This window comes from Paenibacillus sp. FSL R5-0519 (genome assembly GCF_037974275.1).
Taxonomy (GTDB): domain Bacteria; phylum Bacillota; class Bacilli; order Paenibacillales; family Paenibacillaceae; genus Paenibacillus.
In genome coordinates this window covers 4,271,501-4,285,227 of the sequence record NZ_CP150234.1, presented here as the reverse complement: position 1 = coordinate 4,285,227, position 13,727 = coordinate 4,271,501, and the positions used below count along the sequence as shown (strand labels likewise).

8 protein-coding genes are annotated in these 13,727 nt (G+C 47.0%); 6 read left to right on the top strand and 2 right to left on the bottom strand.

Annotated features, from left to right (window positions below):
- The first annotated feature begins 139 nt into the window (after positions 1 to 139).
- Together MKY73_RS19195 and MKY73_RS19190 are read left to right on the top strand one after the other, a co-directional pair.
- Complete coding sequence (locus tag MKY73_RS19195) at positions 140 to 1,999, top strand: adenine deaminase C-terminal domain-containing protein (RefSeq protein WP_339303059.1); 1,860 nt, start codon at positions 140 to 142, stop codon at positions 1,997 to 1,999.
- A 385-nt stretch (positions 2,000 to 2,384) separates the two neighbouring features.
- Positions 2,385 to 3,305 carry a hypothetical protein gene (locus MKY73_RS19190; protein WP_339303058.1) on the top strand — a complete coding sequence of 307 codons (921 nt, stop codon included), beginning with the start codon at positions 2,385 to 2,387 and terminating at the stop codon, positions 3,303 to 3,305.
- A gap of 63 nt (positions 3,306 to 3,368) precedes the next feature.
- Here the strand turns inward: MKY73_RS19190 and MKY73_RS19185 are convergent, their stop codons facing one another.
- The gene (locus MKY73_RS19185) at positions 3,369 to 4,289 is read right to left on the bottom strand and encodes an AraC family transcriptional regulator (RefSeq protein WP_339303057.1); all 921 of its coding nucleotides are present in this window, start codon (positions 4,287 to 4,289) and stop codon (positions 3,369 to 3,371) included.
- Between the two features lie 173 nt (positions 4,290 to 4,462).
- On the opposite strand from MKY73_RS19185, the gene yicI reads away from it, so the two are divergent.
- The 4 genes from yicI (at position 4,463) to MKY73_RS19165 (ending at position 12,218) form a co-directional block, all read left to right on the top strand.
- Positions 4,463 to 6,781, top strand: a complete 2,319-nt coding sequence (gene yicI / locus MKY73_RS19180) for an alpha-xylosidase (RefSeq protein WP_339303056.1) — start codon at positions 4,463 to 4,465, stop codon at positions 6,779 to 6,781.
- A 78-nt stretch (positions 6,782 to 6,859) separates the two neighbouring features.
- Complete coding sequence (locus MKY73_RS19175) at positions 6,860 to 7,870, top strand: aminoglycoside phosphotransferase family protein (RefSeq protein ID WP_339303055.1); 1,011 nt, start codon at positions 6,860 to 6,862, stop codon at positions 7,868 to 7,870.
- Positions 7,871 to 7,889: 19 nt separating this feature from the next.
- Positions 7,890 to 10,760 carry a glycoside hydrolase family 3 C-terminal domain-containing protein gene (locus MKY73_RS19170; RefSeq protein WP_339303054.1) on the top strand — a complete coding sequence of 957 codons (2,871 nt, stop codon included), beginning with the start codon at positions 7,890 to 7,892 and terminating at the stop codon, positions 10,758 to 10,760.
- 159 nt (positions 10,761 to 10,919) lie between these two features.
- Positions 10,920 to 12,218 carry an MFS transporter gene (locus tag MKY73_RS19165; protein ID WP_339303053.1) on the top strand — a complete coding sequence of 433 codons (1,299 nt, stop codon included), beginning with the start codon at positions 10,920 to 10,922 and terminating at the stop codon, positions 12,216 to 12,218.
- A 157-nt stretch (positions 12,219 to 12,375) separates the two neighbouring features.
- Here the strand turns inward: MKY73_RS19165 and MKY73_RS19160 are convergent, their stop codons facing one another.
- On the bottom strand, positions 12,376 to 13,716 hold the full coding sequence (locus tag MKY73_RS19160; RefSeq protein WP_339303052.1) for an MFS transporter: 1,341 nt from the start codon (positions 13,714 to 13,716) through the stop codon (positions 12,376 to 12,378).
- Between the last annotated feature and the right edge of the window lie 11 nt (positions 13,717 to 13,727).

The window sequence follows — 13,727 nt, the reverse complement described above, 5'->3', positions numbered from 1 at the left end:
TTGGGTCCCGTGGATAAATATGACTTCATAATTTGTATTGAGGCACAATGGATGTGATTTTTCTTTACACATGAGGTCTGGACTCATATAATCGTAACAATATATTTTTTTTGGGTCGTTTATTAAAGGAGGCAATAATATGAACAAATCATCTTTTGAACGGCCGCTTATGGCCGATTGTGTACCGGATCTGGTCGCTACAGCCCGGGGAGATATGCCAGCGACTTTGGTGATACGGGGAGGCACACTCGTAAACGTGATATCAGGTGAGATTTTGCCTGAGATGTCCATAGCTGTACAAGGAGCTCGAATCGCTTATGTTGGTAAAGATGTAAGCCACACGATCGGAGAACATACCCGGATTATTGAAGCGAACGGCAAATATATCGCTCCTGGATTACTGGATGGACACTGCCATATTGAAAGTACTCAGATGAAAGTAACCGAGTTTGCGAGAGCGGTCTTGCCTTCAGGCACAACGGGAGGTTTCTTTGACCCGCATGAGATCTCCAACGTGCTTGGTCTCAAAGGTCTGAGACTGATGCTGGATGAAGCGCGGACCACACCGATGGCTGCTTATATGCAGGTGGCTTCCTGTGTGCCTTCCACCCATCCGGGACTGGAGACAACAGGTGCTTATATCGGGCCTGAAGAGGTGGCTGAGGCTCTTTCCTGGGGGCCGGACATGATTGGTCTTGGGGAAGTGATGAACTTCCCTGGCGTCGTTTACGGGGACGAAACGATGATTGGTGAGATCCAGGCGACCCTCCGGGCTGGCAAAGTGGCAGATGGTCACTTCACCTGGGCAGCAGATGACTGGCGTTTGCCGGCGTACGCAGCGAGTGGAGTTACGGGGGATCATGAATGTGTGACCAAGGAAGATGTGGTCGAACGTCTGCGACTCGGGATGTACGCGAAGATGCGCCAAGGTTCAGCGTGGCATGATGTGGCGGAGACGATCAAAGCCTGTACGGAGCTTGGACTGGATACACGCCGGATGATGCTGGTAACCGATGACCGAAGCTCTGAATCCCTGCTCAAAGAAGGACATATGGACTTTGTGGTTCGTTTGGCAATCTCCCAAGGTGTGAAGCCGGTGACGGCTTTCCAGATGGCAACCATTAACACAGCTGAGCGCTTCGGTGTTGCGCGCGACATTGGTGCGGTTATTCCGGGCAATATAGCCGATATTATTCTGCTGGACGGCCGGTTGGCGGATGTACGTGTGGTCATGACGATTGCTGCCGGGCAAGTCGTGGCCGAGAACGGGAAAATGACGGCGGTCTGGGACAGCTTCACATATCCGGAGGAAGCGCTGAATACGGTGAAGTTGGAAGCTAATATTCAGCCAGAAGATCTGGAGCTTGCTGCACCGATTACAGAGGGTACAATTGGTGCCAAAATCATTCATGTGACAGAGAACCATGTGGATACGAAGGAGAAACACCTGCCTGTCACCGTAGAGAACGGCAAGGTTGTGGTTTCAACTTCAGGGGAAGTGTGCAAAATTGCGGTCTTGGAGCGTCACAAACAAACCGGGAATCGGGCGGTAGCGCTTGTTGGAGGCATCGGCTTCACTTCACCTGCAGCGATTGCGATGACGGTTGCTCATGATAGTCACAATCTGTTGATTATAGGGAATGATGATGCTCTGATGGCCGAAGCCGGTAACCGGGTCATTCGCATGCAAGGTGGGGTAGCCGTGGTAACGGCAGCAGGGGTGACCGAATTCCCGCTGCGGATTGCAGGTTTAATGTCAACTGAGTCTTTCGAAGTCGTTGCAGCCCAATCGGCAGCAATCAGTGAAGCTTTACAGTCCGCAGGATGTACGTTGAATAATGCGTTCATGACGCTTTCGTTGCTTGCGCTTGTAGTGATTCCGGAATTACGTTTGTCCGACAAGGGGCTTGTGCGGATCTCGGCAGAAGGTATTGAACTGGTTTCCCTTTTCGATGAAGTGGTTGACAGTACACCGGCAGTTCCATCGGGTAATGAATGAATAGATTTATCGAATAGAGCTCGATAAATGGATATACATGAAAAGCCGCCTTAGGGCGGTTTTTTTGTGCTTTTTGGGAGAAAACGCTTTCTAGGTCTTCTGGATCTTGGTGTGCATATGGCAATAATGACTGAAGTCGCGCTGAAATAGGGGTCAATTTAGAAAATAGTGAATAATTGTGACTTTTGAACTATACATACAGAACTACGAATTCCCGAAATATAATTATATGATTCTTTCGTCGTAAGTCTTAAAGATGATATTGCATATAGAAGCAATTCGATTTCGTCGTACCTAATAAGGCTCCATTAAATGTATATGAAACGACACAATTTCATCCAGATTTGCACGTCAGAGCTGATAACTTCAGAGGGAGTGTACAAATATGAAAAACAAAAAGGGGTACCGTTTTATCTTGTTACTGTGTTGTTTGATTCTGTGCGCGAGTACAGCCTGTTCTTCCAAAGCCATTGCGGATGGTTCAGTCGACAGTTATGCCACGATTCATGGAAAACTTGATACACCCGTGCGAGCGACATGGGTGTGGGATACCACCCAGATCCGAAGTAATCCTCAAGAGGTATTAAATTACGCCACAGCCAACAAGATCAATACGATCTATCTGCAGATGAACCGGGATATAAAACATCCTGAATATAAAAGTTTTATTCGCCAAGCGAGAGCCAAAAACATTGCGGTTGACGTGATGGATGGAAGATCGGCCTGGGGATTGACGGAGAGTCGGGAGCAGATTGCATCTTTCCTGGACTGGATTGAGGCTTATCAAGCGCAGGCATTACCCAATGAGAAATTTGCTGGTATTCATCTGGATATCGAGCCACATGTGCACCCGCAATGGAAAATCAATCAGGCCAGTGTGATTACCCAGTGGCAAGGAAATGTGGAGTACATTGTTGAGCGAGCATCACGGATGAAGATGCCCGTAGCGGCTGATCTGCCTTTCTGGCTCGATAACTACAAAATTCCAGGTTCAACGATGGCCGTAAGCAGCTGGATGATTCGCAAGTTTGATTCCATCACCATTATGGCTTACCGTGATACAGCTGCTGCAATCTATAGTGTAGCGAAGGATGAACTTGCAGAAGCGGCTCTGCTTGGCAAGACCATCTCCATAGCCGTGGAAACAAAGCAAAGTAAAGAAGGCGAATTCATTACTTTTTATGAGGAAGGATCTGCTTATATGGAAGCACAATTGAAGTTGGTCGAAAAAATGGCTTCAGTACATGCGTCCTTTAACGGTTTCTCCGTACATGAATACACTTCATGGAAGACATTGAAAAAGTGAGACACGAATGAATAAAGAAGGTGCTTGCAGCTGAATAGCTGTGGGCACCTTCTTCTTCTTCTTTTATACCTGAACCAAGGCAGATTCCATAGCTACGTTCTCATAGAACATTTTGCGATACTGGGATGGCGTAGTGGATTTATGTTTTTTAAACGTAGTAATGAAGTAGCTTAGATGCTCAAAACCCACATCCATGGCGATATCAACAATTTTGTGATCCGTATTCTCAAGCTGGACGCAGGCCTGTTGAACGCGGTAATAATTAATGTAGTCAACCGGGGTTTTCTGCACCATCTGTTTGAAGAAACGGCAGAAGTGCCCTTCGCTCATATTGGCTTCATCGGCCAGTTCTTTCAGCTTCAATGGTTCAGGATAACGCTTGTGGATATACCCGAGCACGGATTTCAGGCGCTCTACCTTGTCATGGCTCCCTGTAGCTACGGTGCCTTTGAGCGGAACAGGTTTCATATGTTCGAACATTCGGGCAAATATGAGATACAGGTATGCTTTCGTTGACATTTCACACGTTTCTGTTCGGGAAGCATGGTCGGCAAATATGCGCTTCAGGTGATCCAGAATTTCTTGTCCCCAATCCTCATCTGCTTTGATATGAAAAGGGGGAACTACGGTTTTGCGCACCAGTGGACCGATGAATTTCTCCTGTACCGTATCGAAGGTACGACTGCCAAGCAGCTCGGGATTAAATACAATGGAAGAGAATACACAGGGAACATCACCCTTCAGATAACCTGCATGAATCTCACCTCGATTGATAAAAATGGCTTCTCCAGCTTGAACCTCAATGGTGTTCATATCAATCTGAAAGACCGCACAGCCCTGAGTAACCATGGTGAACTCCATTTCATCATGCCAGTGGCAATCCAGAATGCTGTCGCCGTTCAGTTGTTGTATATCCGGGTATACACTGACTGGATACATGGCATTCCCGTGGATTCGGTCTTCCCGTAATCGTTCACGTTCCATATCAGATTCTCCTTTTTGTATCATTATTAATGTAATCGTTTCCATAGAATGGTGCTGATGTTCAAGAATCGGATGGTTATTATCAAAATCGTGATATATTTGGTCAAAATAAGAGAAGAAATTCGTCATTAATATCAATATTATTATAATATAACCAAAGGGGGAAAGAAAACATGAAATTTACTGATGGATTCTGGATGACTCGTGAAGGGTATCAGATTCAAAACCCGACTGACATTCGTGATATTGTACAAAAAGAAAATTCCTTGACCGTATATGCGGCAACTAAATATATTCGTAGCAAAGGCGACACGCTGAACGGTACATTGCTGAAAGCAACGTACAGCTCACCTATGCCTAACGTTATTCGAGTAACGTTGAATCACCATAAAGGCGGAGTGAAAAAAGGCCCTGTATTTGAGCTAAATACGCAAGATGCAAACGTTGACATCTCCAAAAATGAACAAGGGGCTGTTCTGAAAAGCGGCAATCTGGAAGTTCAAATCGATAAAACAAATGGTTGGGACGTCAGCTTCCTGTATGGAGGAAAACGCATTACTGGTAGCGGTCAACGAGCGGCTGGTTATATTACAGGTCCGAGCAAGGAAGCGTACTTCCGCGAGCAGCTTGATCTTGGCATTGGTGAATACGTTTACGGACTCGGTGAGCGCTTCACACCGTTTGTTAAAAATGGTCAAATCGTAGATACCTGGAATGAAGATGGCGGTACAAGCAGTGAGCAGTCCTATAAAAACATTCCTTTCTATCTGTCCAATAAAGGTTATGGCGTATTTGTAAACCATCCGGAACGCGTATCGTATGAGATTGCATCTGAGAACGTATCTAAAGTACAGTTCAGTGTAGAAGGGGAGACGTTGGAGTACTTCATTATCGGCGGTGACAATCCAAAGGATGTACTGGATAATTATACGAAACTAACAGGTAAACCAGCGCTGCCACCCGCATGGACATTTGGTCTGTGGCTGACCACATCATTTACAACAGATTATGATGAAGCAACCGTTAACCATTTCGTAGATGGCATGGCTGAACGTGATCTTCCGCTGTCCGTATTCCACTTTGACTGCTTCTGGATGAAGGAATACCAATGGTCTGATTTTGTATGGGATGAAGCGATGTTCCCGGATCCGGAAGGCATGCTTGCACGTCTGAAAGAAAAGGGTCTCAAAATCTGTGCTTGGATCAATCCGTATATTGCAGAGAAATCCTACTTGTTCGATGAAGGTATGGAGAACGGTTATCTGGTCAAAACAGCCGATGGCAGCGTATGGCAATGGGATATGTGGCAAGCAGGCATGGCTCTGGTGGATTTCACGAATCCGGATGCTGTGAATTGGTATAAGAGCAAGCTGGAAGTCCTGTTGGATCAAGGTGTAGATTCCTTCAAGACCGACTTTGGTGAAAGAATTCCGACAGATGTCGTGTACTTCGATGGTTCTGATCCGGTTAAAATGCACAACTATTATACACAGCTCTACAACAAAGCTGTATTTGAATTGCTCGAAGAGAAGATTGGCAAAAACGAAGCTGCCCTGTTTGCACGCTCTGCAACAGCAGGTGGTCAACAGTTCCCTGTTCACTGGGGCGGTGACTGCTCTTCCACATATGAATCGATGGCTGAATCTCTTCGTGGCGGCCTGTCGCTTGGCCTTTCCGGTTTCGGATTCTGGAGCCATGATATCAGCGGCTTCGAAAGCACAGCGAGCCCGGATGTATACAAACGCTGGGTACAATTCGGACTTTTATCTTCACACAGCCGCCTGCATGGCAGCACTTCATATCGTGTACCTTGGTTGTTTGACGAGGAATCCGTGGACGTTGTTCGTGACTTTACCAAGCTCAAAATCAGCCTGATGCCGTACCTGTACAATTCTGCGGTGGAGTCAACGGTAAAAGGTATTCCGATGATGCGTGCTATGTTGCTCGATTTCCCGGAGGACCCAACAACATATAGCCTGGATACGCAATACATGTTTGGTGATTCAATTCTCGTGGCTCCAATCTTCAACAAGGAAGGCGATGTGCGTTACTACCTGCCTGAAGGAACTTGGACGAACTATCTGACAGGAGCGAAAGTACAAGGTGGACGCTGGATCAGTGAAAACCATGACTTCAAAACACTGCCTATGATGGTTAAGCCAAACAGCCTGATCGCTGTCGGTGCTGTAGATCACAAACCGGATTATGACTTTGCGAATGATGTGTCCCTGCACTTGTTCGAACTGGCTGACGGTCAAACGGCTCAAGCGGTTGTTGTGAACCAGGCTGCTGAACAGGAACTGACAGTTAACGTTACACGTAATGGATCAGTGCTGGATGTTCGTGCTGAAGGCGCGGGCAAACCATGGAACTTGGTGCTTCGCGGTATCGAGAGTGTATCGAGCGTTGAAGGTGGTTCACAAGTGTCTGGTGCCAATGGTGTTGTCGTTACGGCAGCTGCAGGCTCTACCTCGCTTACAATCCAACTGTAAAGTGCTATAGTAGATAGATGAAAGGGCGGTGCCGCAAGGCGCCGTCTGTTTGTCTACAATGATAGGAGATTGAATGAAATGAGTATGATGAATTCTGGTTTACACTGTACGATATCGGCTGAGATGCTGCATCAATTGGTAGAGAATACTTTTGGAAGCGATACCAAAGTGAAGGGATTTGCACTCCTGCAAGGAGGGCTTTTCAATACAACCTATCGGATTCAACTTGATCATGCATCCCATACGGATGTGATTTTACGTTTGGCTCCTGAGCGGGGAGAGATGGCGGCCGGTGCTGCGAGTGATCCCCTTTTTTCGTTCGAACGTACGATGATGGCAGCTGAACCGATTGTGTATGAATACTACCGTAAGGCAGGCATTCCTGCTCCAAACATTATCGCCTGTGATGATAGTGGATCCATCATTCCAAGAACGTACATGTTTATGACGTTTATTCCCAGTAAGCAATTAGATCACGCATCGATTTCAGGCATGGACAAAGAGCGATTGTATCATCAGCTTGGCGCGTATACCGCCATCATGCATCAGATCGAGGGTGCATCGTTTGGCTGGCCACAAGGAGATGGGACGATTAAAGGCTCGAATCAATGGTCCGAGGTGCTGCACTCTTTAGCAGAAGAAACGGCACTTAAAGCGGCACAAGCCGATTATATGCTAGGTGTGGGGGAAGAGATTGCAGCTATATTCATGAAAAATAAAGACTTATTTGATCAGGTGACCCGTCCGGTACTGGTTCATAATGACCTGTGGGAAGCGAATGTGCTTGTTCATGAGGAAAAGGGTGAGCTACACATTGCGGCCATCATTGATGGAGATCGTTCCATGTTTGCCGACAGGGAGTATGAAGCCATATTGTCGACAGAATCGGCGGCTTTTCATGAAGGATATGATCATCCACTGGACCCGTCCCCAGAAGGACAGGCACGGCGACTTGCGTACCGAATACTGTCTTCATATTTTAATGCTTACGTTCATGAACATCAGGTCAATCAACCTGAAGATGGTCAGAAGTATCGCCAGCGTACGCTGGATTTACTGGAGCAATGGAAGCAACTTGCATATCACTAATTCGCAGGGGGAATGAAGGATGAAGGAGTATCATCAATACCCGATGTGGGATACATCACGGTCACTTGAGGAACGGTTGGATGACCTGATTGCACGATTAACAACGGAAGAGAAGATCAGACTGATACCTACTCGCGAAGCGGCTGTACCAAGACTGGGCATTCCAGCCTACAACGTTGGGGGCGAAGCTGCTCACGGGGTTGCATGGAAAGGAGAGGCAACGGTATTTCCGCAACCGCTCGGTCTATCAAGTACCTGGAATACGAGACTCATGCGAGAGATTGGTTCAGTCATTGGCGATGAGGCGAGGGCATACCATCACCGTAATCCAGAAGTTCATGGGTTAACCTTGTGGGCACCGACGGTTGACCTTGAACGTGACCCACGCTGGGGCAGAACGGAAGAGGGATATGGCGAGGACCCGACCCTTACGGGTGAAATGTCGGCAGCTCTCGTCAAAGGTATGCAGGGAAATGATCCTTTTTATCTGAAAATGGTCGCGACATTGAAACACTTTTTTGCCAATAATAATGAGAAAGATCGGCTGAATTGTTCATCCAGCATCGATCCGCGAAATCTGCGGGAATATTATTTAAAAGCCTTTGAGACACCATTTGTGGAAGGCGGTGCCTTGTCCATGATGACAGCTTACAATTCCATCAACGGTACACCTGCCATTGAGAGTCCATATGTGAATGATGTGGTTAAGGGTGAGTGGGCGATGCCAGGTTTTATTGTATGTGATGGGGGGGATCTGTCTCAGACGGTGAACTATCATGGTTATCACACCAGTCATGCCGAATCCGCAGCAGGTGCGTTGAAGGCAGGGGTAGATTGTCTTACGGATGAGGTTGATCTAGTCGTATCTGCTCTGGAAGATGCGCTTGAGCAGGAGCTGTTGGAGATAGCTGATTTGGACCGAGCGATTCGTAACATCTTTGGTGTACGGATGCGTCTCGGACAACTGGATCAATCCGGACGCAACCCCTATGCGTCTATACCTGAGTCGGTACTATGTGCACCGGAGCACGCCAAACTCAGTTATCGTGCTGCTGCCGAATCCATTGTTTTACTGCAAAATGATGGATTACTTCCCTTGAAGCCGGAAGCATTACAGAAAATCAGTGTCATTGGACCACTTGCCGATGTGGTCTATACCGATTGGTACAGTGGCACGCTGCCTTATCGTGTATCCGTCCTCGATGGACTGCGTAATCGGTTACCCCAAACTGACGTAACGTATACAGATGGAAATGACCGTATTCAGTTGAAGACAGCAGACGGACAGGTTATTTCCTTGGGAGCGGAAGGTATTCTCGTCGCCGTACCGGAGGACAGTGCACCTACAGTAGCCGAGTTTGTACATCAGGATTGGGGCTCGGGAAGTCATACGCTGAGAAGTGTGAACAATCATCGATACGTTAGTTTGACCGAGCAAGGCGTCTATCAGGCAAACGCACCAGAGATTGGCGGCTGGTTTGTAAAGGAAGTTGTTCAATTCGAAACCCAGTCGGACGGCAGCAACATCTTGCGGACGTGGAACAGTATTCCCGTTGGAATGAGCGAACATCAGGGACATTCTGCTTTATCGCCAGTGTCACCACAGGCAGAACCAGCGGTTTTTGAGATCGACATTGTGGCACGTGGAATAGAACAAGCCGTAAAAGCAGCACGTGACAGTCAGGCTTCGGTCGTTGTTGTTGGCAACAGCCCGTACATCAATGGCAAAGAAGAAATCGACCGCCCGAGTCTGCTGCTTCCGCCGAATCAGGTCGAACTTGTCAAAGCCGTGTGTGAAGCGAATCCCAGTACGGTGGTTGTCATTATGGGCAGTTATCCATTTGCCTTGCAGGAGTTGAAAGGTATTGCCCGGGCAATTGTATATATGACACATGCAGGTCAGGAATTGGGTAATGCGCTTGCAGATGTGCTGTTAGGTCATTATGCCCCGGCAGGCAGACTGAACATGACATGGTATGAAGATGAATCCCAGCTTCCTGACATCATGGATTATGACATTATTCAGAATGGCATGACCTATATGTATCATCAAGGACCGATCCAATATGCATTTGGTCATGGCCTGACCTATTCGGAGTTTGAATACGAGGCGATTCGTGTAAGTCGTAGTGCCCCGGTGGAAGATACCAACACAGATCATTTGAAGATTGAAGTGGAGATACACAATATAGGTGAAGTTGACAGTGATGAAGTCGTGCAGATCTATGGATCTTCATATACCTCGCGAGTGAAGCGTGCTCAGAAGCAACTGCTTGCTTTCCGTCGTATCCATGTGAAGGCAGGGACGCGTGTCACGATAGATTTCGAGGTTCATGTTCAGAAACTGGCGCTATGGGATGTTACCCGAGATCGATACTGCCTGGAGACAGCGACCTGGGCCATCCTGGCAGGGCGTTCTTCCGCCGATATTCGCCAGTCGGCAGATATTCAGATTGAAGGTGAGACGATTCCTGATCGTCCGCTGCACATGCTTACCTTTGCCGAGAATTACGATGCTTGTAGAGGTGTTATGTTGGATGAATGTCTGGAAGGACGTTCGGCAGTTCGGGCAATCACTCGGGAAGAACCTTTGTATCGCGATGGTCAGTCATCCTGGATCGCTTTCAACCATAACGCTGTTCAGGACATACAAGGATTTGAAGCCAGAGTGGCAGCTTATGGGGAAGAGGGCAGACTGGAGATTCGTTCCGGAGGACTGGAGGGCGAACTGCTCGGTGTGTGTGTGGTTTCTGGACCCGTAGGCAGTGTGAATGGGAAAGATATCAAGTGGACAACGGTCCAGTGTTCGCTTGAGGCGTCACATCAGGTGAATAAGCTGTATATTATTTTCAAAGGTGGAGCAGCGTTACGCCACTTTAGATTGGTGTAGTTCTAGAAATTATGAGCCAAATAAGCTGTCATGCACTGATATGTGCAGGCAGCTTATTTGTGTGAAAAAGCGGTAACATCCAGCATGTTCTGAATAATCAACCTCCGAAACAACCACAATAATGCTGTTGTGTGTAGAATCTGTAAAGGTGGTTGTGGTATGAACGATAAAAAGTGGGACCTCGTCGCACTTGCTTCCATCCCTTTAATTATGACCTTGGGTAACTCCATGCTTATACCGATCCTGCCACAGATTGAACGTGAGTTGAAGGTATCTGCATTTAAGGTCAGTATGCTCATTACAGTCTACGCTGTAGTTGCCATCCTGCTTATTCCTCTTGCAGGGTATTTGTCTGATCGTTTTGGCAGAAAAGCAGTCATTATTCCGAGTCTCATCATTGCAGCCGTTGGGGGAGCTGTAGCTGGTGTGGCTGCATGGATGTTAAGCGGAAATATAGCCTACTGGACCATATTAGGTGGCAGGTTATTGCAGGGGGTCGGAGCAGCGGGGGCATTCCCGATTGTGATTCCTTTGGTTGGGGACATGTTCAATGATGAAGATCAGGTATCTAAAAGCCTGGGAATCATTGAAACTTCGAATACATTTGGTAAAGTGTTAAGTCCAATTCTGGGAGCAGCACTGGCTGTTTGGTTATGGTACCTACCTTTTATGGCTATTCCCGTACTCTGTGTTCTGTCGCTGATTCTGGTTATATTCTTGGTGAAAACACCAAAGAAAAAAGAAAAACCGCCCACCTTTACAGAATTTGTGGCTTCCATTAAGGATGTACTAAAAGAAAAAGGACGCTGGTTGTACGCCTTGTTTGCGATCGGTGGAATTTGTATGTTTATTCTTTTTGGTGTGCTTTATTATCTATCCGAGACATTGGAGAGCGAGTTCGCCATGAAGGGCATTGTTAAAGGTCTCGTACTTGCCATTCCGCTAGCTGCACTGTGTCTTTTTTCCTTTTGCGCAGGGAAGTGGATTGGAAAGAGCAAACCTCGCATGAAGTGGCTTGGTTTCACAGGACTTATTCTTGTAACCGTTTCGCTGGGTGTTATTGGCGTTTTCGATAATATCTACGTAGTCGTGGGTCTATTCACATTGGGAAGTGCGGGAATAGGGGCAACCTTACCATGTCTGGATGCTCTAATTACAGAAGGTGTGGACAAGAAGCAGCGAGGTACGATTACGGCTTTGTTCAGTAGTATGCGATTCATCGGTGTATCACTCGGCCCACCTGTTGTTTCTTTGCTCATTGGCAAACAACATTTTTTGCTTTTTGGTGTGCTTGCTGCTTCTGCAGCTGTAGGAGGACTACTTACTTTATTCGCAGTTAAGCCGGATAAAGGAGACCAACCTACTTCAGGAAGCGGACAGAAACAGGAACGGCACATCGATCGAATTGAGACAAGTAGTGGTTATGCCCCCGTAAGGAGCAAGAAAAGTCCACTTTAAATTGAAGGTCCTGTATGCTACGTTCATTTCCAGGCTGTCTTAAGTCGATTTAATATTAAGATCTGTTCCAATAAAAAAACGCGTTTACGTCTAAGAAAGCGGGTGATTTGCTTTCTCGGTGTAAACGCGTTTTTATGTTCAGAATGATTGTAACCAATCAGTCGTGTTTGCTTTTATCTGACTGGCTAGTTTCGGTATGGATGGCTCCAGATGAATCCTTGTTCTGATCTTGAGGTGAATCCGTTGCAGGGATATGAGTATGAGTGAGCAGAGCATGAGCTTCTATGGAGAAGCTGCCGCTTCGTTTTCCCTGAATCAGATATATAAGCAAGAACAGAATCATAAACATCACGGAATATCGGTACATGTCGGTATAACTCGTTATGGCCGCAATGGCACCAAGAAGAAGCGCACCAGTCGCAATACCCAGATCCAGCGAGTTCAAAAACATGCCATTAGCCATGCCGCGTTGAGAAGGAGATACGACTTGAATCATCCAGGTCTGCAGGGACGACTGCATGGAACCATAGCCTATCCCGTATAAAAAGGCAGCAATGAAAAGGACTGACATGGAGGATGCATATGAGAGTAAAATGAGTCCGGCAGCAATGAAGATTGCTCCTGGAATCAGCAGTGCTTTTGGACCCTTATTGTCATAGATTCGTCCTGCAAAGGGTCTAACCAATAACACGGCGAGTGCATTAAACAAAAAGAACAGCGCAGGATTAGCCAGATTGGCTTCCTTGCCATACAAGACGATGAATCCGACGAGCCCACCATAGGTGATGGATAACAGGCAATTCAGCACACTGGGCAGAATCAGCTTGCGATTGAACGGTGTCTTTTGTTTTGGGTTGGATCCTGAAGCACTTGTAGTAGCTTGTGGAATGATACGTTCACTGCTATTCTTTCTAGCGGCTTTTTTACGGGTCAGCGTGTAACTAAGTGGATAGATTACAGCGAGAACACCAGCAGTACATAACATCAGGGTTACAAATCCGGCACCCTGGAGCAGGGTCACCCCTATGATGGGTCCCATAGACATAGCCAGACTAGTCGATAGGCCAAAGTAACCCATACCTTCACCCATTCGTTTGACGGGCACAATGTCCGAGGCCATCGTTGGAAAAGCGGTACTGCTCATACCGAACCCGATACCAAATAACATTCTCAGCAATAAAAGCACGGCTATGCCCGCAGCAAAATAATAGCCGAGCGTTGCCAGCAGGGCTACGGAGAGTCCGATATAGATCATGGCGTTACGAAGACCCTTCTCCAGTGCTTTCGCGGAGTAGAGACGGGCTGCAATGGCACTTAGTGCAAACAGACAGGTGAAGAGGCTGACCTCAAATGCATTAGCGTGAAATCGCTCCTGAACGTAAGACGGAAGTGGTGAGACGATCATGTGCAGTTGTAGAAATAACAAAAAGTTGCACAGCATGAGCAAAATAAAATCGGTGGTCCATAGCCTAACTTGTTGTGTAGATTGTTCTTTCATGATGATGTATT

What these genes read in the sequence shown, in the direction of transcription:
- MKY73_RS19165 (WP_339303053.1), top strand. Translation starts at nt 10,920, where the DNA reads ATGAACGATAAAAAGTGGGACCTCGTCGCACTTGCTTCCATCCCTTTA.
- yicI (WP_339303056.1), top strand. Translation starts at nt 4,463, where the DNA reads ATGAAATTTACTGATGGATTCTGGATGACTCGTGAAGGGTATCAGATT.
- MKY73_RS19185 (WP_339303057.1), bottom strand. Translation starts at nt 4,289, where the DNA reads ATGGAACGTGAACGATTACGGGAAGACCGAATCCACGGGAATGCCATG.
- MKY73_RS19160 (WP_339303052.1), bottom strand. Translation starts at nt 13,716, where the DNA reads ATGAAAGAACAATCTACACAACAAGTTAGGCTATGGACCACCGATTTT.
- MKY73_RS19190 (WP_339303058.1), top strand. Translation starts at nt 2,385, where the DNA reads ATGAAAAACAAAAAGGGGTACCGTTTTATCTTGTTACTGTGTTGTTTG.
- MKY73_RS19170 (WP_339303054.1), top strand. Translation starts at nt 7,890, where the DNA reads ATGAAGGAGTATCATCAATACCCGATGTGGGATACATCACGGTCACTT.
- MKY73_RS19175 (WP_339303055.1), top strand. Translation starts at nt 6,860, where the DNA reads ATGAGTATGATGAATTCTGGTTTACACTGTACGATATCGGCTGAGATG.
- MKY73_RS19195 (WP_339303059.1), top strand. Translation starts at nt 140, where the DNA reads ATGAACAAATCATCTTTTGAACGGCCGCTTATGGCCGATTGTGTACCG.